16 protein-coding genes and 1 pseudogene are annotated in these 20,375 nt (G+C 43.4%); 15 read left to right on the top strand and 2 right to left on the bottom strand.

Annotation, left to right across the window (positions count from 1 at the left end; all coding sequences use genetic code 11):
- Positions 1 to 59 precede the first annotated feature (59 nt).
- From AC6F33_RS11890 to AC6F33_RS11875, 4 genes are all read left to right on the top strand, one after another.
- On the top strand, positions 60 to 650 hold the full coding sequence (locus tag AC6F33_RS11890) for a DUF2953 domain-containing protein (protein WP_500777147.1): 591 nt from the start codon (positions 60 to 62) through the stop codon (positions 648 to 650).
- Positions 651 to 654: 4 nt separating this feature from the next.
- Positions 655 to 1,116: a GerW family sporulation protein gene (gene ytfJ / locus AC6F33_RS11885; protein WP_255745789.1), complete on the top strand. Its 462-nt coding sequence runs from the start codon at positions 655 to 657 to the stop codon at positions 1,114 to 1,116.
- A gap of 550 nt (positions 1,117 to 1,666) precedes the next feature.
- Positions 1,667 to 2,641 (top strand): class I SAM-dependent methyltransferase, encoded by a 975-nt coding sequence (locus tag AC6F33_RS11880; RefSeq protein WP_255745788.1) that lies wholly within the window; start codon positions 1,667 to 1,669, stop codon positions 2,639 to 2,641.
- Positions 2,642 to 2,663: 22 nt separating this feature from the next.
- Complete coding sequence (locus AC6F33_RS11875) at positions 2,664 to 3,866, top strand: acetate/propionate family kinase (protein WP_255745786.1); 1,203 nt, start codon at positions 2,664 to 2,666, stop codon at positions 3,864 to 3,866.
- 260 nt (positions 3,867 to 4,126) lie between these two features.
- Here AC6F33_RS11875 and AC6F33_RS11870 read toward each other — a convergent pair whose 3' ends face one another.
- Positions 4,127 to 5,224, bottom strand: coding sequence for a M24 family metallopeptidase (locus AC6F33_RS11870; RefSeq protein ID WP_255745784.1), 1,098 nt, complete (start codon positions 5,222 to 5,224; stop codon positions 4,127 to 4,129).
- A 253-nt stretch (positions 5,225 to 5,477) separates the two neighbouring features.
- Between AC6F33_RS11870 and AC6F33_RS11865 the strand changes: the two genes are divergently transcribed.
- The 10 genes and pseudogenes from AC6F33_RS11865 (at position 5,478) to AC6F33_RS11820 (ending at position 17,698) form a co-directional block, all read left to right on the top strand.
- Entirely contained in the window at positions 5,478 to 6,161 is a 684-nt protein-coding gene (locus AC6F33_RS11865; protein WP_480948438.1) for a metal-dependent hydrolase, read from the top strand.
- A 21-nt stretch (positions 6,162 to 6,182) separates the two neighbouring features.
- Positions 6,183 to 7,496 carry a DRTGG domain-containing protein gene (locus AC6F33_RS11860; protein ID WP_255745780.1) on the top strand — a complete coding sequence of 438 codons (1,314 nt, stop codon included), beginning with the start codon at positions 6,183 to 6,185 and terminating at the stop codon, positions 7,494 to 7,496.
- A gap of 60 nt (positions 7,497 to 7,556) precedes the next feature.
- Positions 7,557 to 8,486 (top strand): DHH family phosphoesterase, encoded by a 930-nt coding sequence (locus AC6F33_RS11855; protein WP_255745778.1) that lies wholly within the window; start codon positions 7,557 to 7,559, stop codon positions 8,484 to 8,486.
- A gap of 61 nt (positions 8,487 to 8,547) precedes the next feature.
- The gene (gene dnaE, locus AC6F33_RS11850) at positions 8,548 to 11,940 is read left to right on the top strand and encodes a DNA polymerase III subunit alpha (protein ID WP_500777146.1); all 3,393 of its coding nucleotides are present in this window, start codon (positions 8,548 to 8,550) and stop codon (positions 11,938 to 11,940) included.
- A 324-nt stretch (positions 11,941 to 12,264) separates the two neighbouring features.
- Entirely contained in the window at positions 12,265 to 13,122 is an 858-nt protein-coding gene (gene accD, locus AC6F33_RS11845) for an acetyl-CoA carboxylase, carboxyltransferase subunit beta (protein ID WP_500777145.1), read from the top strand.
- Positions 13,122 to 14,129, top strand: a complete 1,008-nt coding sequence (locus AC6F33_RS11840) for an acetyl-CoA carboxylase carboxyltransferase subunit alpha (protein ID WP_500777144.1) — start codon at positions 13,122 to 13,124, stop codon at positions 14,127 to 14,129. The genes accD and AC6F33_RS11840 overlap by 1 nt, the downstream gene beginning before the upstream one ends.
- Positions 14,130 to 14,159: 30 nt before the next feature.
- The gene (pfkA, locus tag AC6F33_RS11835) at positions 14,160 to 15,119 is read left to right on the top strand and encodes a 6-phosphofructokinase (RefSeq protein WP_255746003.1); all 960 of its coding nucleotides are present in this window, start codon (positions 14,160 to 14,162) and stop codon (positions 15,117 to 15,119) included.
- Between the two features lie 21 nt (positions 15,120 to 15,140).
- Positions 15,141 to 16,577 (top strand): annotated as a pseudogene (pyk, locus tag AC6F33_RS11830) (pyruvate kinase); the annotation flags it as partial.
- Positions 16,578 to 16,854: 277 nt separating this feature from the next.
- On the top strand, positions 16,855 to 17,277 hold the full coding sequence (locus tag AC6F33_RS11825; protein ID WP_255745769.1) for an acyl-CoA thioesterase: 423 nt from the start codon (positions 16,855 to 16,857) through the stop codon (positions 17,275 to 17,277).
- Positions 17,278 to 17,296: 19 nt separating this feature from the next.
- Positions 17,297 to 17,698 (top strand): FxsA family protein, encoded by a 402-nt coding sequence (locus tag AC6F33_RS11820; protein ID WP_255745767.1) that lies wholly within the window; start codon positions 17,297 to 17,299, stop codon positions 17,696 to 17,698.
- 5 nt (positions 17,699 to 17,703) lie between these two features.
- On the opposite strand, the gene ytvI is transcribed toward AC6F33_RS11820, so the two are convergent.
- Positions 17,704 to 18,843, bottom strand: coding sequence for a sporulation integral membrane protein YtvI (ytvI, locus tag AC6F33_RS11815; protein ID WP_255745765.1), 1,140 nt, complete (start codon positions 18,841 to 18,843; stop codon positions 17,704 to 17,706).
- Between the two features lie 363 nt (positions 18,844 to 19,206).
- Here ytvI and citZ point away from each other — a divergent pair, with 363 nt between their 5' ends.
- Positions 19,207 to 20,322, top strand: coding sequence for a citrate synthase (gene citZ / locus AC6F33_RS11810; protein WP_304654715.1), 1,116 nt, complete (start codon positions 19,207 to 19,209; stop codon positions 20,320 to 20,322).
- Positions 20,323 to 20,375 lie beyond the last annotated feature (53 nt).

Raw genomic sequence — 20,375 nt, 5'->3', positions numbered from 1 at the left:
ATTTTTTTGGCTTATTTACCGGATACTATTTACAAAAGCATGAAAAAGGAGCGTTTGTGGTGCGCCTGTTCATCATTTTGTCGGGACTATTTGCGAGTATCTTGTTGCTGATTTATTTTATCGCTGTGAGAAGCACGCTCACGATACGCGTCAAATTCCTGATCGGAGCGCATCATTTTCATTGGAGTGCAGAAGTTTATTTATGGGGAAGGCAAGTTTGGACGATTAAGTCGAGGAAAAGGTCAGAAGCGAAGAAAAAGACAACAGGCGGGAAAGCGGGGGGTAACGATTCAGACAATGATCAGGAAGACAGTCTCAAATTATGGAATGAGCGTTTGGACAATGGACTCAAATTGCTGCGTTCATTGAATCTTGGGGAGTGCGTAGTGGTCAGACATATGGTTTGGGTGACGACATGCGGGACTGGTGATGCTGTGGAAACAGCGTTGCTTAGCGGAATCATTTGGTCTATTAAGGCATCCATTTTGCCATGGGTTTCACGATTCTGCAGTGATCGTCCGAGAATAAATGTTGTACCGACTTTTCAAAGAAAAACTCTGAATTCAGATCTGTCGTGCATGTTTCAAGTCAAGATCGGAGACGCTATAGCTATGATCAAGAAAATCAGACGCCATTGGAAAGAAGGTTAAACATATGGCTGATCATCCAATACAGGGATTAATGAAAACAGCACTTGAGAGCTTGCAGGCTATGGTCGATGTCGGCACAATTGTCGGGGATCCGATTGAAACTGAAGATGGGCATACAATAATTACTTTGTCAAAAGTAGGCTTTGGTTTTGTTGCCGGAGGCAGCGAGTTCACAACAAAAAATGAAAATCAGGATGAAGATCCGGCTGAAGATACCGAGGCTTATTTGCCTTTTGGTGGAGGAACGGGCGGAGGCGTTTCCATTACGCCGATTGCCTTTCTTATTATCGGGCGTGAAGGTGTTAAGACCATTCATTTGGACAACAATACCCATTTATACGAACGATTAATTGATCTTGCCCCGCAAACGATTGAAAAGATTAAAGAAGTTATTGAGAAGAACGGAGGGGCCAGTACTTCAAGAAGGAAAAAACGCAGAAGCGATTGGCAGGACGATGATGATTAAATCAAATAGCTTTTTCTGATGCAGAATGACCTTCAACGATCATTCTGTTTTTTTATTTTTGGCGAATGGATTCTCCAGTCGAAATGCGCTGTCCAATAACTATTAAAATGAGAAGGTTTGAGATCCAAATTAATAGGTTCATCGTAAAAGTTTGGGTTATAATAAAGCTGTACGAAAAACTTTTTCACCGTTAAATGAAACAGATGGATCAATCTTTACGTAAATAGTTGATGGTTTTCGTAAATTTGTCGCTTTTGTGCGACAATTGCTCTGTGTACGTTTTTAGGCTATAGTGAACCTAGGAGTGAGTGTGATCATGACTGGAGATAGAAGAATGAAAGTCGGACAGGTGTGCATGTTTCAGGTATTTACGTTAAGAGATATGGGCAACCTATCATTAAAAAGTATACATAATTTCTATCAAACAAGTCAGCATTCGCCATTTTATGGACAAATTTATGTAATGATTTCAAGAATTAAGCGGGTAATCTTTTCAGCTTAGCTGTATAATATACATTGTAAGCGCTTTATACATTTGGAGGATATCGTTTTGCAGACAACAACAGTTAGTGAACTTTTTTCAGTATACGACCAAGCAGCACTTTTCATTAAAAAGAATAAGCAAACGGATTATTTAACAGGTTTATGTGATGCAGCTGAAGGATTGGCTCAAGACGTGATCCATGATGATGAATTAACGGATAAATTAAAGCCGTTATATGATCGCTATTACAGCCAGACAATGACTTCTGAAGACGTCAGACGTGCTCTGCAGCTTGCTATTCTAAAGGGAATGAAAGCTTCACCGCAGCCGAATCATGAACTGACTCCGGATACTTTGGTGCTTTTAATGGGCCATATGATTGCCATGCTAGAAGGAAAAAAGCCATTTTCAATTCTCGATCCGGCAGTTGGTGCGGCAAATCTATTGACCGGCATTATGAATCAGTCGGAAACCGACGATATAAATGCTTTTGGTATTGATGCGGATCCCTTATTAATCCGCCTTGCAGCTGCAAACGCAAATTTGCAGCAAAAAGAAATACAGCTTTTTCATCAAGATGGATTGAAACCAATACTGATTGATCCTGTTGACGTTGTCGTTTGCGATGTTCCTGTCGGTATTTACCCTGATCAAGACTCAGCAGAAGCATATGCACTCAAAGAGGTCGCTGAAAAACCACTGACTCATTTTTTATTTATGGAGCAGGGGCTGCGCAAGCTGAAGCCGGAAGGTTATTTTCTTTCGCTTGTTCCGAATCATCTCTTTTCTAATGATCGCAATCATGTTTTTCATGATTTTCTTCAAAAAAATGCAACCATCCTTGCATTGATCCAACTTCCTGCTTCTTTATTTGCGAAGTCGGATCAAGCGAAGAGCATTCTTTTGATGCAGAAGAAATCAGGAAGCGCGGCACTCGCAAAACAAGCGCTTCTCGGTGAGATGCCTGATTTCTCAAACGAAGTAAAGATGCGCAAGTTCATGCAGCAACTAGATCATTGGTTTCTGCACCGTTCGGTTTAAGAAGACGAGAGGGTGATCTACAATGGCATTAATTCTCGCGATCAACGCTGGCAGCTCATCACTGAAGTTTCAACTTCTTGATATGCCTGCTGAGCATTTGGTAACCAAGGGTTCTGTTGAACGTATTGGTTTGTCGGATTCCATTTTTACAATTAGTGTCAATGGTGAGAAGAAGCAGGAAATCGCCTCGATTTCAGATCATGAAGTGGCGGTACGGATTTTGCTTGATCGATTGACTGAATTGAAAATTGTCCATTCCTTGAAGGAAATTGAAGGAATCGGCCATCGTGTCGTCCATGGCGGAGAAGAGTTTGATGATTCTGCACTGGTGACCGACGATGTGATTAAGAAAATAGAAGATCTTTCTGATCTTGCACCATTGCACAACCCGGCTAACTTAGTCGGCATACGTGCGTTTCGAGAAGTGCTCCCCGATGTTCCTGAAGTTGTCGTATTCGATACGGCCTTTCATCAAAGCATGGGCAGTGAAGCGTATTTGTACAGCCTTCCCTATGACTACTACAAACAATTCGGCATTCGAAAATACGGTTTTCATGGTACGAGTCACAAATATGTTGCCTATCGGGCGGCAGAGCTGCTTAAGCGCCCCATTGAGAATCTTCGCTTGATTTCCTGTCACTTAGGAAACGGTGCCAGTATCACCGCTGTCAAGGGCGGCAAATCCATTGATACATCGATGGGTTTTACGCCGCTTGCCGGCTTGACGATGGGTACGCGTTCAGGCGACATTGATCCGGCACTGATTCCTTTTATTATGGATAAAACTGGCATGAATGCAAATGAAGTGATCAACGTGCTTAATAAAAAGAGCGGATTGCTTGGACTGTCCGGATTTTCAAGCGATTTAAGAGATATTGAGAAGGAAGCAAAAAGAGGGAACAAACGCGCAAAGCTCGCAATTGAGGTATTCGTTGAACGGATTCAAAAGTATATCGGATCATTTGCGGCGAAGATGAACGGTGTTGATGCAATTGTATTTACTGCGGGCATTGGTGAACATAGTTCGATGGTTCGCGCGCATGTACTTGATGGACTCGGATTTATGGGTATTGACTGGGATGCAGAAAAAAACAAGATTAACGGCAAGGAAATCTCGATCAGTACGGATCAATCGAAAATTAATATTCTTGTCATCCCGACCAACGAAGAAGTGATGATCGCGCGTGACACGGTCCGTCTTTCGAAGAAACATCAGGAAATCTGAAGTTATGTTCTAAGAAAACTTAGTTTCGGCAAATCTTAGTTGTGATGATCATAAGCAGCCGGATTTCTCTTGAACTGTTGATTGCGGTATTTTGCCAAGGCCGTCCACACTAACTACTCTTCAATTCTATATCATTACTTGTACAAAAAATGCGCTGCAGGTTCAAACCTGCAACGCATTTTTGAGTCAAAGACCGGATGAAATCTATCAAAATGTGTTCGGACAGAATCACATCTCTGACCTGTCTAATTGCTTTAAAATCAATCGATAATTTGGAGCTTCTTTGGATAATGCGTCAATGTTTCCGGACCGTTCTCGCTTAGGTAAACATCGTCTTCAATCCGGACTCCGCCGACTTCAGGGACGTAAATGCCTGGTTCAATCGTGAACACCATGCCGGTAGTCAAGGTTCTATTATTCGCAGCGCTCATTGATGGCTGTTCATGTTCACCGAGGCCCAAACCATGTCCAAGACGGTGGGTAAAATAGTCACCGTAACCGGCATCAGCAATGACTTTTCGGGCTACTCCGTCAAGATCACCGATTCTGAGTCCCTGGCGGACTGCTTTGATCGCGGCCAAATTTGCTTGCAGCGTTGTTTCATAAATTTTGTACTGCTCGTCGGATATATGCTTGTAACATACGGTCCGTGTGATATCGGAGCAATAACCGTCAATCACGACACCAAGATCGAAAAGAACGAAATCACCTTCACGGATCTGACGTGTTCCCGGATAGCCATGAGGTTTTGCGGTATTCTCTCCGGCAAGGACCATCGTATCAAATGCCATCTCTGAGTAGCCTTGTTTGGCTAGTTCGTGCTCAATTTCAGCAATGATTGCCGTTTCTGTTCGGCCCTTTTTAATTGCATCAATGCCTAATTTAACGGCATAATCTGCGATTTCACCTGCTTTTTTCATTGCAGCAAGCTCGCCTGCATCTTTAATATTACGCATGTCGGCGAGATAATCTTCAATGGATTGAAACACAATCTGCGCGTCAATAGCTGTTAAAGCCAAAGCTTTGTTGTATGGCAGAGTGCTTGGTTCAATAAATACTTTACTGAACTCAGCATGTCGGCCGCTCAATGCTTTTTTAACAGAATCCCACGGATCTTGATCATCGCGATAGCCGATTACTTCATGGCCGAAAGCAGAAGCTCGTGCTTGACCAACTTCGAGTTCAGGGCAAATTAAGAAAGGTTCATCATCTGGGAAGAGAAATAAACCAAGAAAACGTTCATGAGGATCACATTTAAAATGAGTAAGATAGAAGACGTTGGTCGGATCTGCGATATAGGCGAACCTGCCTTCTTGCTCACGCAGCCACTTTTCAATTTGCTTCATTTTCTCTGACAATTAGGGTCACTCCAGTTTCATTCGTAATATGTATAATGTATCACAAAATAGAAGCATCGGGGCCGTTCGTCATAATTTCATTGGAAATTTAAAAACGTGTTTGGATCTGCTTTCTGTACCCGCCTGTTTCATGCGAACCTAGTCCTATGTAGTGTATAATAAATTTTAAACCAATCAGTACGGATGAATGGAGAGTCAAAAAGTTTACATTGTCAAAAAGCGAACTAACGTTCTATAATAAGGAGTGAAATGAATGAGAATTACATATGTCGGTCATTCAACGGTTCTAATTGAAACGGTGAAAGGTAATTTATTAATTGATCCTTTCATCACTGGAAATCAAAACACACCTTTAAGTATTGATGATTTGCCGAAAATCGATGCGATCCTTTTGACACATGGTCATGGTGATCATATTGAGGATACTCAGCCGATAGCTGAACGCGATGGCTCTCTGATTGTTGCCATTGCTGAACTTGCTACCTATTTTAAATGGAAAGGATTGAACGTCCACGGGATGTCCATCGGCGGCGCTCATGAATTTTCATTTGGAACGATCAAGATGACACAGGCATTTCACGGATCGAGCATTACGGATAGCGCACGTCGACAGATTATTTATGCGGGCATGCCTGCCGGACTTTTATTAACTATTGAAGGCAAGACGATCTATCATGCAGGAGATACCGCGCTTTTTTCTGACATGAAATTAATTGGCGAACAAAATAATCTTGATCTCGCATTTTTGCCAATCGGTGATAATTTTACAATGGGACCGGCCGATGCGCTGCAGGCAGCAAAATGGCTTAAGGCGAAGGCTGTGGTTCCGATTCATTACAATACATTTCCTGTCATCACTCAGGATGCTAAGAAGTTTGTAGATCAGCTTGATGGACATGGATATGTCTTGTCGCCTGGTCAAACACTAAACCTGTAAGAGCCGTTTGGAGCGATTGAGATGGAGACAAAACATGACCAAATCTTAAAATACATCGCTGATCTTGAGATCGGAAGCAAGATCTCTGTTCGGCAGACTGCTAAAGTGCTTCAAGTGAGCGAAGGAACAGCATATCGGGCAATTAAAGATGCGGAGATCCAAGGAATGGTCAGCACAGTTGAACGTGTCGGGACAATTCGGATTGAGCAGAAAACACAAGAAAGCATCGAAAAGCTGACATTCGACTCGGTCGTCAATATCGTAGACGGACAAGTACTTGGGGGCAAAGCGGGTCTTTCGCGAATGCTGAATCACTTTGTCATCGGCGCGATGGAAATGGACGCAATGAAACGCTACATTGGCGCAAATGACCTGATGATTGTCGGAAATCGCGAGTCCGTCCACGAATATGCGCTTAGAGAAGGGGCAGCGGTATTGATTACCGGCGGTTTCAATACAAGCGAATGGGTTAAGCAACTTGCGGATCAAACACAGCTTCCGGTGATTTCAACATCATATGATACCTTTACCGTAGCTGCCAAAATTAATCGTGCGATCTATGATCAATTGATTAAAAAAGAGATCGTTCATGTTTCGGATATTATGATTCCCTTTGCTCAGACGCAGTTTGTTTTCACTTATGATTCGCCGAAACGGTGGTATGAATTAAATCATCGAACATCACATAGTGGTTTCCCGGTTGTGGATCAGCAGATGAAAGTGGTCGGCATTGTGGCCATGAAGGACATTTTGAAGGATCAAAAAGTTCGGACCATTGAAGAAGTGATGACTCCGATGCCGCTTATTGTCAACCCAACGACCTCTGTTGCGGCAGCTGCACATCGTATGATTTGGGAAGGAATCGACGGTCTGCCGGTTGTTGATACAGAGCATCATCTCTTGGGAATGATCACGCGTCGTGATGTGCTTAAGGCACTGCAGATGATTCAGCAGCAGCCGCAGATGGGGGAGACGATTGAAGATATTGTATCGTCTCAGCTCAAGGATTATTCAGAGGATAATCACTATATGTTTCAATTCAATGTCACACCGCAAATGAGCGATTACTTGGGTTCTGTGTCACACGGCGTTATGACTTCGATGGTAACGACAGTATCCCGTCGCGTACTGAATCATCTGCGTCGAAGCGATTTAGTCGTGGACAACCTCTCGTTTTACTTTTTCAAACCGGTACAATTGGAGCAGACCGTAACGGTACGTCCGAAAATTCTCGAAATGACGAGAAGAAACGGAAAAATGGATATTGAATTGTTTGTTGAGGGTCAGCTTTGCGGGAAGGCATTGTTGAATGCTCAATTTATTGACCGTTACTAACTCTGATTAATGCAGTGCGGATAAGTGGATTGCTTGTCCGATTAAAAAGGAGGATTTTCATTGATTGACAAAATAGTGGATTTGATTAGACAGTACGACACAATCATTATACATAGACATGTCCGACCTGATCCGGATGCATTGGGCTCTCAGGGAGGTTTGGCTTGTCTGATCAGAGATAATTTTCCCGGAAAAAACGTTTATAGTGTAGGCGAAGAATCCGAATCGCTGCAGTTCCTTATAAAAATGGATCAAATTGATGACTCGATTTATAGAAATGCTTTGGTAATTGTCTGTGACACAGCAAATCGGGAGCGTATTTCCGATGAGCGATACAATAACGGTGCACATCTGATAAAGATTGACCATCATCCGGTTGTTGATTCTTATGGAGATCCGGAATGGGTCAATACAGAATCGAGTTCAACAAGCGAAATGCTTTGCTCCATTTTTCGAAGTCATCCGGAACTGACGCTGTCAACAGAGGCAGCACGTTTGCTTTATGCAGGCATTGTCGGAGACACCGGACGATTCCAATACAGTAACGTTACTTCGGAAACCTTTCTCGCAGCGTCAGAACTTGTCAAGCGGCCATTTAATCGTCAAGCGTTCTTTGATCAGCTGTATGAACGCAGTTTGGAGCAGGCCCGCTTAAACGGCTATGTGTTGGAACATTTCACATTGACTGAAGAAGGCGTGGGTTATGTGAAGCTGACGCAAGAGGTTATTCGCTCCTATCATTTGACTTCGTCCGATGCATCTGCACTTGTTAATTGCTTTTCAAATGTTGCGCATCTCAAAGCATGGGTTCTGTTTTCGGAAGAAGACGAGGTTATTCGAGCACGAGTCAGATCAAAAGCCCCCGTCATCAATCAATTGGCCGCAAAATACCATGGTGGGGGACATCCGATGGCTTCCGGTGCAACGGTCGGAAGCTGGGAAGAGGCCGATCAGCTCATTGCAGACTTACGCGCGCTTTGTACACAATGAACAGAGTGCAGGATACTTAAATGAAAAACTGAGGAATATGTTAAAAAAGGGGTAAAGGCGCATGCCGTTTGTGCATCTTCATGTACATAGTGAATACAGTCTTCTGGACAGCACCTGCCGGATCAACGATTTAGTTGATCTGGCTAAACGTGCCGGACAAAAGGCGCTCGCGCTGACTGATCGAAATGTGATGTACGGCGTCATCCCCTTTTACCGTGCATGTGAACGGGAAGGCATTCATCCGCTGATTGGCATGGAGCTGGTGATTGATGAGAAAGCAAATGGAGAAAATGCGACACGTTCAAAACACTCAGAAGAGATGCCGGCAATCATCCTATTGGCACAAAACAATTCGGGCTATCAGCATCTCGTCAAACTGGCTTCACTTGTACAGTTCAGTAATGTCGGAAGTATTTCTTTACCGCAGTTAAAAAAATACACAGAAGGTTTGATCGCTTTATCCGGGGGACCAAGCGGACCGATTGACCGTTTCCTTGTTTCAGGGGACGTGACGCGTGCAAACCAGCTTGCGGAAAATCTGCATGCTCTTTTTGGCAACCGTTTTTTTCTTGAAATTCAGCGAAACGGAAATTTAAATGAACAACAAAAAATCGAACGGCAGCTCCGTGAACTTGGAAAACGATATTCGATTCGTCTGATTGCCGCCAACAGTATTCACTATCTCAATAAGGAAGACGAGAGAGCACATGCTTGTCTCACATGCATACGAGATGGTATGAAGTTAGCGGACCGCAAGCAAAGCAGTTATGATTTTGATTTCAAGTCAACGGATGAAATGACGCGCAGGTTTAAGGATTTGCCAGAGGCGGTTTCATTGACGGGAGAAATTGCTGCAGCATGCAACGTTACCTTTTCATTTAATCAAGCCCGCTTTCCGGACTTCCCGCTTCCCAGTGGCCAGTCCGCTGAACAACGGTTGCGTTCATTATGCGAAAATGGATTGAAGGAACGATATAGGAGCATATCAGAACAGACTAAGCAGCGTCTTTACTATGAATTATCCGTCATTAATGAAATGGGATTTAATGATTACTTTCTCATTGTCGCCGACCTTGTCGCGCATGCCCGATCAGCGGGATATATGCCGGGACCTGGTCGCGGCTCTGCTGCAGGTTCACTGGTGGCTTATGTATTGAAAATTACAGAAGTTGATCCCATTAAGTATCAACTTCTGTTTGAACGCTTTTTAAATCCAGAACGGGTAACCATGCCGGATATTGATTTGGATTTTCCAGACGTCGATCGTGACAAAATGATTGACTATGCATGTGAAAAGTATGGACGTGCGCATGTCGCGCAGATCATCACGTTTGGCACATTGGCTGCGCGTGCGGCGATCCGCGACGTTGGCAGGGTGCTCGGGAGCGAACCGCGGCTTGTCGATCGTATCGCACGTCTTATCCCCGGTGTTCCGAAAATGACATTGGAAAAGGCACTTAAGGATTCGGATAAATTGCGAAGCCTTGTACAGTCATCCGCTGCGGCAGGCGATCTTTTTGCGCTTGCACGTCGCATTGAGGGGCTGCCTCGACACTCGTCCATTCATGCTGCGGGTGTCATCTTCAGCAATCAGCCTTTGACGGACACTGTCCCGGTTCAAAGAGGTCATGATAATGTCTCTGTGACGCAATACCCGATGGATGTTTTGGAAGCTTTAGGGTTATTGAAGATCGACTTCCTTGGTTTGCGCAACCTGACATTTATGAGAGAAATTCTTCAAAGGACGGCTGCATACAGAGACGGAGCCCTTGCAATTAATTCAATCCCTTTGGATGACTCTGAAACATTCCGATTACTAAGCAGTGGCGATACAATGGGTATCTTTCAATTGGAGTCGGATGGTATGAGGCAAGTGCTCCGCAAACTTCAGCCCACTGAATTTGAAGATATTGTTGCTGTTAACTCGCTTTATCGTCCGGGACCATCTCAATTTATTGACCATTATGTGCGGCGGAAACATGGAGAGGAAAAAGTGGTTTATCCACATCCTGATCTGGAACCGATCCTCCGTCAAACATACGGTGTGCTTGTTTATCAAGAGCAAATCATGCAAATTGCCGTTAAAATGGCAGGCTACTCACTTGGTCAGGCAGACATTCTCCGGCGTGCGGTTGGAAAGAAGAAGCTTGGACTTCTGGAGAATCAAAAAAAGAGCTTTATGTCCGGATGCGTGCAGAATCACTACTCGGAAGCGGCAGCTAATCAAATTTTTGATTTAATTGTCCGATTTGCGAACTATGGATTTAATCGATCACACGCTGTTGCCTACAGCTATGTTTCGTATCGGCTCGCCTATTTGAAGGCACATTATCCCCAGGCATTTATGGCTGCGCATCTTACCGGAATTGTTGGCAACCCTGATAAGACTGAAGCGACGATCCGTGAGTTGCGAAATCGCGGCATCAGTCTGCTTCCGCCTTCAATAAATGAAAGTATGAACAGTTTTGAACCGTCAGGAGATGCCATACGTTTCGGTTTGGCCGGGATTAAAAATGTCGGCAACGGAGCGGTTGATGTAATCATAGCCGAGCGAAATCAAAGCGGAGCCTATAAAAGTCTGTACGATTTTTGCCGCCGTGTGCCGACACGAAAAGTAAATCGAAAGGCAATTGAATCAATGATTTTTGCAGGAGCGTTTGATTCATTCGGCATTGATCGCGCCGTATTGCTTGCAACATTGGATCGTGCAATCAGTTTAGGCGAAGAAGAGCAGAAACTGGCTGGAGGACAGGCTTCTTTTCCTATCTCCGTGGAGAATGAAGCGGATTATATCGATGTGCCGCCGCTGAGTGCAGCGGAAAAAATGCACTATGAAAGCGAAGCGCTCGGCTTTTATCTATCTGCTCACCCGATCAGTGAATACAAATCCCGTCTGCCCAAATCATTTGTGACGGTCAGTGCGGCAGAAATTGCACCTGAAGGGCAAATCATAAACTTAGCTGTTATGATTGAACAAGTGAAACGCATTCGTACCAAGTCAGGACAGCCAATGGCATTTTTTTCTGCCGGCGATGAAACGGGATTGATTGACACCGTTTGTTTCCCCGCATCGTATGAAAAGGTTGAGGGGATCCTGCGTGATGGGCAAATGGCTGTGATCCGTGCAAAACATTCGAAAGGAAAAAATGATAAGCCGCAACTGGTACTTATGCGGGCTCTGCGTTTGCAAGACTATCTCTCTGACCTTCAGAAAGTGCTTTTCTTGAGAATAGATCATGCGCATTATCATCCGCAGTTACTTGAACAAGTAAAATCATCAATTGCCAAGCAGCCTGGTGAGCATCGTATCTTTCTCTATTATGAGTCCAATAAAAAAACAGTTGCACTTGATCCAAAATACGCGGTTCAATTAGACAGTTCGTTTGTTAAAACGATGCGGTTGCTTCTTGGAGAGAAAAATGTGATGATTAAAAGCGGTACAATTCCGGATTAATTCATCATGGATGAGAAAGAAAGAAAAAATACATGCTGTCATGTTCAAATACAGTCAGGAGCCTGCTCCTTCTGCATGTTGCTTATTTTTTTGCCGAACCTTTGTTATAATGATGAAGTTTAGGATTTTTTTCACGGATATCCGAAAGATCATGGAATACGTCACTATTTATTTTTTTTATTTACTTATATCTTCATTTTTCATTGTTCCGCAATCCGTTTTCTGTAAGTAATCGACGATTTCATGAATTATGCGTGAAGAAAAAGTGACATGTTGTATTGTAAGATGAAATTTCAGCTTTGACAAAGTAAGAGGGTGATATACTTGATGAAGGACTTTTTTACCAAGAAAAAAAAGTATGCAACAGTCCCATCCGCAAAGGCAAGGCAGGATGTTCCAGAGGGCATTGTCCGTAAATGTCCAAAATGTAAAAAGATCATGTATGTCAAAGAGTTGAGCAAGCATTTGTTTGTTTGCCAATCTTGCGGGTATCATTATCCAATAGGTGCCCATGATCGTGCAGAAATGCTCTTCGACCAAGATTCATATGTAGAGTTCGATGAGAAGATGGTGTCATTGAATCCTCTCCAGTTTCCAAATTATATGAACAAGCTGGAGTCTGATCGAAAGAAAACCGGACTGAACGAGGCTGTTTGGACCGGTAAAGGTACGATTGAAGGTTTCGAGGCAGCTGTTGCCATTATGGACAAGGGATTTCGAATGGGGAGCATGGGATCGGTCGTCGGTGAGAAAATTACTCGTTTGATTGAATATGCCGGTAAGAATGGTATTCCTGTCATTATCTTTTCTGCATCAGGCGGCGCTCGCATGCAGGAAGGCGTTCTCAGCCTAATGCAGATGGCTAAGACAAGCGGTGCATTGAAGGCTTTCAGTGAGAACGGCGGGCTTTATATTTCCATTATGACCCACCCGACAACCGGTGGGGTTTCGGCAAGCTTTGCTTCCCTTGGCGATTACAATTTTGCTGAACCCGGTGCTTTAATTGGATTTGCCGGGCGACGCATTATTGAACAGACGATTGGCGAGGAACTGCCGGATGACTTCCAAACTGCGGAATTTTTGCTGAAACACGGGCAGCTTGACCAAGTCATCCCTCGTTCCGAATTGAGAACTGTTCTTGGGCAGGTCTTGTCGATCCACGCTGAAGGAGGTGCCGAATAATGGGACCGGAATTAGATTTTGAAAAACCGATTCTTGAGCTCCAAGAAAAGATTTCGGAATTAAAGAAGTTCATGAATGAGAAAGGCATTGATCTTTCTGACGAGCTGAATCATCTGCAGGAGCGCCTTGCGGATCTTGAAAAAGATACTTATGGCAGCATGACCCCTTGGGAACGTGTTCGCGTCGCGAGAAAGCTTAATCGCCCGACGACGTTAGATTACATTCCGCTCTTATTCACAGATTTCATTGAATGTCATGGTGACCGCCTATATGGAGATGATTCTGCGATCGTCTCCGGGATTGCAAAGTTTCATGGGCGTCCTGTTACGGTGATCGGAGAGCAGCGCGGACGAGATACAAAAGAAAACATTATGCGCAATTTTGGAAGTCCGCATCCGGAGGGCTACCGCAAAGCATTGCGTCTGATGAAACAAGCGGACAAGTTTCACCGCCCGATTATTACGTTTATTGACACAAAAGGTGCTTTTCCCGGTAAAGCTGCCGAAGAACGAGGACAAAGCGAAGCTATCGCTCGAAATCTTTTTGAAATGTCCGGACTTTCAGTTCCGGTTATTAGTGTGGTGATTGGCGAAGGTGCAAGCGGCGGCGCTCTCGCAATCGGAGTTGGCAACCAAATTTTAATGTTGGAGAATGCTTGGTATTCGGTCATATCGCCTGAAGGAGCTGCCGCATTATTGTGGAAAGATGCGGGCAAAGCAGAAGAAGCAGCGAAAACGATGAAAATTACCGGATACGATTTGAAAAAACTTGGTATTATTGATAAACTGATTCCGGAGGTTTTGGGCGGTGCTCATCATGATCCGAAGAAGCAGGCAGCATTCATTGATCAAGCGCTTATTGAGTCCTTTGAGGAATTAAGCCAGTTAACCGCTGACCAGATTCGCAACCAGCGCTTAGCCAAGTACCGGGCAATCGGCAATTATGAGACAGTCCAGGAAAATCAAACCAATCATTCAATTTTTTCTTATTCATCAGATAGGCAATAGCATTGACACTAAAATGAGGTGATTGTTGTGATGAAAAAGATTGGCGTTCTGACAAGCGGCGGCGATGCGCCGGGGATGAACGCAGCAGTCCGAGCAGTTGTAAGGTCTGCTATTTATCGCGGTGTTGAGGTTTACGGTATTTATCATGGTTACAAAGGCTTGATTACAGGGAATATCAAGAAGCTTGAAGTCTCCGATGTTGGCGATATTGTACAGCGAGGAGGAACCGTTCTCTATACTGCGCGATGTGAAGAATTTAAAACAGAAGAAGGCCGTGCCATTGCCATTGAACAATTGAAAAAGTTTGGCATTGAGGGCTTGGTTGTTATCGGCGGCGATGGTTCTTTTATGGGCGGAGTTAAATTGACTCAGCTCGGCTTTCCTACGATCGGGATCCCCGGAACGATTGACAATGATATTCCGGGAACGGACTTCACCCTTGGTTTTGATACGGCATTGAACACGATTATCGATGCCATTGATAAAATTCGCGATACAGCGACATCGCACGAGCGCCGCTTTATCATTGAAGTTATGGGTCGCGGCTGCGGTGATCTTGCTATGTGGTCAGGTCTTGCCGATGGAGCTGAATCAATTCTGATTCCGGAAACAAAAGAAGATCTTGATAACATCGTTGAACGATTAAATCGTGGTATTGAACGCGGCAAGAAACACAGTATTATTATTGTAGCTGAAGGTGTAGGCAGTGCGGACGAAGTAGCCAAGGCAATCAAAGCCAAAACGAATATGGATACCAGGGTTACGGTTCTTGGTCATGTTCAACGCGGCGGTGCGCCGACTGCTTTTGACCGTGTATTGGCAGCACGAATGGGCAATAAGGCTGTCGATCTGCTTCTGAGCGGCGATAAAGGAAAGATGATCGCCATTCAGAATAATCAAATCGTAGCTCATGACATACTTGATCTACTTACAAAAAAACATGAGTTTAACGAAGATCTGTATAAGTTAGCAAAAGTACTATCCATATAAATTGTTGGAGGGAATTAATTAATGAAAAAGACAAAGATTGTTTGTACACTGGGACCATCAAGCGATACGGTTGAAACACTTGTAAAGATGATCAACGCCGGCATGAACGTTGCGCGTTTCAATTTTTCACACGGTGATCATGAAGAACACCATCAAAAAGTACTTAACCTTAGAAAGGCAATGCAGATTACTGGTAAGACGATCGGTATTCTGCTTGATACAAAGGGTCCTGAAATCAGAACTCATGATATGGCTACTAAGGAAGTTCTTCTTGAAGAAGGCAAATCCGTTGATATTTCAACGACCGAAGTTGCCGGAACTGCCGACAAATTCTCCATTACTTATGCAGAATTGATCGATGATGTTAATGTAGGTTCTAAAATTTTGATTGATGACGGCTTGGTTGAACTCGAAGTTACAGGTATCGATAAAGAAGCCGGACTTATTCATAACAAGATTTTAAACACAGGTGTTTTGAAGAGCAAAAAAGGTATCATCGTACCTAATGTCAGCATCAACCTTCCTGGTATGACTGAAAAAGATGCAGACGATATTGTCTTTGGCATCGGCGAAGGTATCGATTTCATTGCAGCTTCATTTGTTCGGCATGCTTCAGATGTTAATGACATCCGTAATCTGTGTAAAGAACACGGTGCTGATGACGTGCACATCTTCCCTAAAATCGAAAGCCAAGAAGCAGTCGACAATATTGAAGAAATTCTTGAAGTGTCTGACGGCCTCATGATCGCACGTGGCGACCTTGGCGTTGAAATTCCGCCGGAAGATGTTCCGCTCGTTCAAAAACGACTCATTAAAATGTGCAACAAAGTCGGTAAGACGGTTATCACTGCAACACAGATGCTTGATTCTATGATCCGCAACCCGCGTTGTACACGCGCTGAAGCCAGCGACGTTGCAAACGCAATTTTTGACGGAACAGATGCAATCATGCTTTCTGGTGAGTCTGCATCCGGTAAATGGCCGGTAGAAGCCGTTACAACGATGAATAACATTGCGTTGAAGGCTGAATCTGCTTTAGACTATAAGAGCATTCTCAAGAAATTGAGTGATTCAAGCGAACCGACTGTCACCGCTGCAATTGGTGAAGCAGTTGCTCATACGGCACTGAACCTTAATGTTGGCGCAATTATTACAGCAACGGTGAGCGGCTATACTGCACGTGTTGTTTCTCACTACCGTCCAAAAGCTCCAGTTATTGCGGTAACAAGCTCTGAACGTGTTGCTCACAAAATGTGCCTTGCTTGGGGCGTAACTCCAGTATTGAGCGAAATTGCAAAAACGACCGATCAAATGTTTGAAATTGCTGTTGACAGCGGCAAGAAAACTGATCTTGTAAAAGACGGCGATCTTGTTGTCATCACTGCAGGACTTCCAGTTGCAGCATCAGGCAAAACAAACGTTATGCGTGTGCACACTGTTGGAGAAAATCTGACACAAGCATAATTTAATGGCTATGGGGACGGTCAATGATCAAACCCAGCAACGTTTCATTTTTATTCGTACCACCAATCATTTATGATAAGAGAAGGCACATTTATGTGCCTTCTCTTAAATTTTTTACAAAACTAAGAAAGCATAAAGATTTAAGTGTAAGCGGCCCAGGAAAAAAGTGCTTTGATTAACAGCGGCTCACTTCTGTGAGCAAAGCGAAAGCCACCGCATCCTGCGGAAGTTATGAGGGTAAAGCAAATTTTGAAACAGGAGTGTTTTTATTATGAACGGAAATGAGACAAAAATCGTCGTTCGGTATAACGAAACGGACAAAATGGGTATTGTTCATCACAGTCAATATGTGAATTATTTTGAAATTGCACGAACAGATTTTATTCAGCAGTTAGGCATTTCGTATCGAGAAATTGAGGAAAAGGGCTTTATGATGCCGGTTCTTGGCGTTGAGGTACACTATCATAAGCCGGCTCAATATGACGATACACTCCTTGTCGAAACAACAATTGGCGCTTACGACAGTATTAAATTAACGTTTGATTATAAAATCTACAGAGAAAAAGACCGAAAATTGCTCGTTGACGGATCGAGTTCCCACTGCTGGACAGATCTATCTCTGCGTCCCGTTTCGATACGACGAAAAAATCCGGATCTTCATGCGTTAATTGTCAAAGCTTCAAAGCAAGCATAAAACTAAAGGAGTCTTGTTGGTGCTGAAAAAAATACTGCTTGTCTTAATGCTTTATGCACTTGCTGAGGTATGCGTGCTAATTTATGTCGGACAGCTGATCGGCGGATTCAACTTAATTATGATTCTTATATTGTCCATTATGCTTGGTGTCTGGACTGTAAGAAGACAAGGTTTTATCATTTTGCAGAAGATCAGCGATGATATAAATCAGAGACGGATGCCCAATGAACCGCTGCTGGATGGTGCTTGCCTGCTCTTCGGCGGTATACTGTTGTGCGCGCCAGGTCTCATTAGTGATGTCACAGGTCTTTTACTCCTGATTCCTGCATTTAGAATCCTATTGATCAAGCGTTTAAAAAGATGGATTCGCGAACGGATCAATCAGGGGGGCATTACGTTCATCTCATTTAGAAAACGATAATTTACTCATGCTTTCTTGCCAAGAATGTATCTCCATATTGCCTGCCAGGTACCGGCATAATATAATGTTTTAATCACGACGAGGACAAGCGGTCCAATAATAATGCCGGCAATACCGACCCAACGAAAGCCGAAGTAAATAGAAACGAGTGAAGCAAGCGGATCGATACCGATGTTCACTGACAATATTTTGGGTTCCACGAGTTGTCTCTGAATGATGGCGGCAATGTAAAGACTAGTCAGGCTGATCGTGAAAAAGTAATGGTGCATGAAAAACTGATAAAGAATCCATGGGATAAAGACTGCGCCGGTTCCTAGATAGGGAATGAGATCGACGATGCCGGTGATTAACGCAATGGTCAGTGGGTGAGGTACTCTTAGAATAAGAAGTCCCGCATAGACAATAACAACGGTCATGAACACGAGTAAAAATTGGGCTCGTACAAAACCAATGCATGTTTTTTTTAACTCAGTCAAAACTTTGTCAATAGGCCTTCCAATTGAAGAATGAGCACTGAATGCATGGAAACGTACCTTGATCCGTTCAGAATCCTTTGATAAGAAAAATGAAGCGAGAAAGATAAAAACAGCAGAAATGATTGTATCTGGAATCGTCGCAACAAATTGTGTCAGATTCGCGAGTAATTGTCCTGCAAGATCATTAAGCATCTCGACAAGTGTTCCCGCCATACTCTCTACATTAAGCTGTATCGCTTTTTGCTGCACGCTTGGTAGTCCAGAAAAAATATGCAGCGCCTGTTCCCATGAGGGAAGCAGATTAGAGAAAAAAAATGTCTGCATATCTCCGATGAGCACTTGAATTTCATTTGGGACTGAACGAGAAAATGAAGATACGCCTTTGATCAGAGCAATTGCAAAAAACAATAGGACACCAATAGATAGCGAAAAGAAGAGAAAAAGAACAACAAATGAGGCTGCTCCCCTGGGCAGCCCCGTTTTTTTTTCGATGAATACCACTATAGGATTGATTAAGAATGCAAGCGCACATGCGATGAGAAAGGGCAATGCATAGCGGAAGGCGAGCATCAAGACCGCGACAGTTACTGCGGTTGCGGCTGCGACAACAAGGGTACGTAAAATTATGAATAGACCGGCTATGAACGGTTGTGATTCCCGAGAGTTCATGTCTCATCCCCACCTCAATTTTATACATATGCGGACAAGCGGCTAATATACACTTGAAAAAAGGTGTGCGTAAAGATTTATCGTGGTTATTGTTCACAAAGTCTGCTTAAGCAGATATAATCAAGATAACAATTTTGCATAAGAACCATAACATTCAGTGATATTTAATTGAAAAATCATATTTTTCATCATTATTTTTGCATCTGTTCATGAAGAGTTCAGAAAACTGTACTACTATTAAATAATAGGTTGCAATGAAGTGCTGATTTTTTGACTCTAGATATTTATCAAATAAAGGAAGCAACAATAGATTCATTGTTCGCATTCCGAGAGCTAGGTGCTACATTCAAGGAGGGGATTAATTTGGTGATGACAAGAGGTTTGGAAGGTATTGTTGCAACAACTTCAGCAATTAGTTCAATTAAAGATGATGTGCTCATGTATCGAGGGTACAGTATTCAGGATTTAGCTGAATTGTCTACTTTTGAAGAAGTCGTTTATATGCTTTGGAATGGCGAACTCCCTACTGCTGAACAGCTCAGTCAATTCAAATTAGCCCTTGCAGAGAATGCAGCGGTGCCAGATGACTTGTTTACGATCATGAAGATGTATCCGTTTGACCATGTACACCCTATGGCCGTCTTAAGAACTGCAGTTTCGAATTTGGCCATGTATGATCCTGATGCTGAGTTGATGGATCAGCAATCGAATAAGAATAAAGCACTACGCATTCAGGCGAAAATTGCGACACTTGTTGCCGGATTTTCCAGAATCAGGAAAGGACTCGATCCTATAGCTCCAAATAAGTCATTGGGGTTCGCAGCCAACTTTCTCTATATGCTTAAAGACCAAGTGCCATCTGAGACTGAGGCGAAGATGTTCGATAAAGCGCTGATTCTTCATGCCGATCATGAACTGAATGCCTCAACGTTTACGGCACGTGTATGTGTGGCGACACTATCAGATATGTACTCTGGAATTACATCGGCGATTGGTGCCTTGAAGGGACCGCTTCATGGTGGTGCGAATGAACAGGTTATGCATATGTTGGAGAAAATCGGTTCCATTGAGTGGGTAAATGATTACATTTCGAATGCACTTCAAAATAAGAAAAAAATAATGGGGTTCGGTCACCGTGTTTATAAAAACGGCGATCCTCGTGCCAAAATATTGAAAACAATGGCGAAAAAAGTGAGTGATCTTAAAGGAGACTCGCGGCTATATGATATGTCGGTTAAAATTGAGAATCTAATCAAAGAGAAAAAAGGGTTACTACCGAATACCGACTTTTATTCAGCGACCCTCTACCATGACTTGGGTATTGATCACGACTTGTTTACACCGGTCTTTGCGATTAGCAGAACATCCGGGTGGGCGGCGCACATTATGGAACAATACAATGACAACCGGCTCATCCGACCGCGTGCCGAATATAATGGTGAGCATCTAAGAAAAGTTGTGCCGATTGATCAGCGCTAAATAGGTGTTGATGATGGAGAACTCATAAAGTCTAGAAGAAAATGTGGCTTTAA

Source organism: Sporolactobacillus sp. BBK16-2 (assembly GCF_059878335.1).
The sequence above is the reverse complement of the archived record's forward strand: the minus strand, read 5'-3'. Positions and strand labels throughout refer to the sequence as shown.

Bases quoted from the DNA above. Each gene is read 5' to 3' on its own strand.
- ytfJ (WP_255745789.1), top strand. From the start codon at position 655: ATGGCTGATCATCCAATACAGGGATTAATGAAAACAGCACTTGAGAGC.
- AC6F33_RS11875 (WP_255745786.1), top strand. From the start codon at position 2,664: ATGGCATTAATTCTCGCGATCAACGCTGGCAGCTCATCACTGAAGTTT.
- AC6F33_RS11865 (WP_480948438.1), top strand. From the start codon at position 5,478: ATGAGAATTACATATGTCGGTCATTCAACGGTTCTAATTGAAACGGTG.
- AC6F33_RS11860 (WP_255745780.1), top strand. From the start codon at position 6,183: ATGGAGACAAAACATGACCAAATCTTAAAATACATCGCTGATCTTGAG.
- dnaE (WP_500777146.1), top strand. From the start codon at position 8,548: ATGCCGTTTGTGCATCTTCATGTACATAGTGAATACAGTCTTCTGGAC.
- AC6F33_RS11840 (WP_500777144.1), top strand. From the start codon at position 13,122: ATGGGACCGGAATTAGATTTTGAAAAACCGATTCTTGAGCTCCAAGAA.
- pfkA (WP_255746003.1), top strand. From the start codon at position 14,160: ATGAAAAAGATTGGCGTTCTGACAAGCGGCGGCGATGCGCCGGGGATG.
- AC6F33_RS11825 (WP_255745769.1), top strand. From the start codon at position 16,855: ATGAACGGAAATGAGACAAAAATCGTCGTTCGGTATAACGAAACGGAC.
- ytvI (WP_255745765.1), bottom strand. From the start codon at position 18,843: ATGAACTCTCGGGAATCACAACCGTTCATAGCCGGTCTATTCATAATT.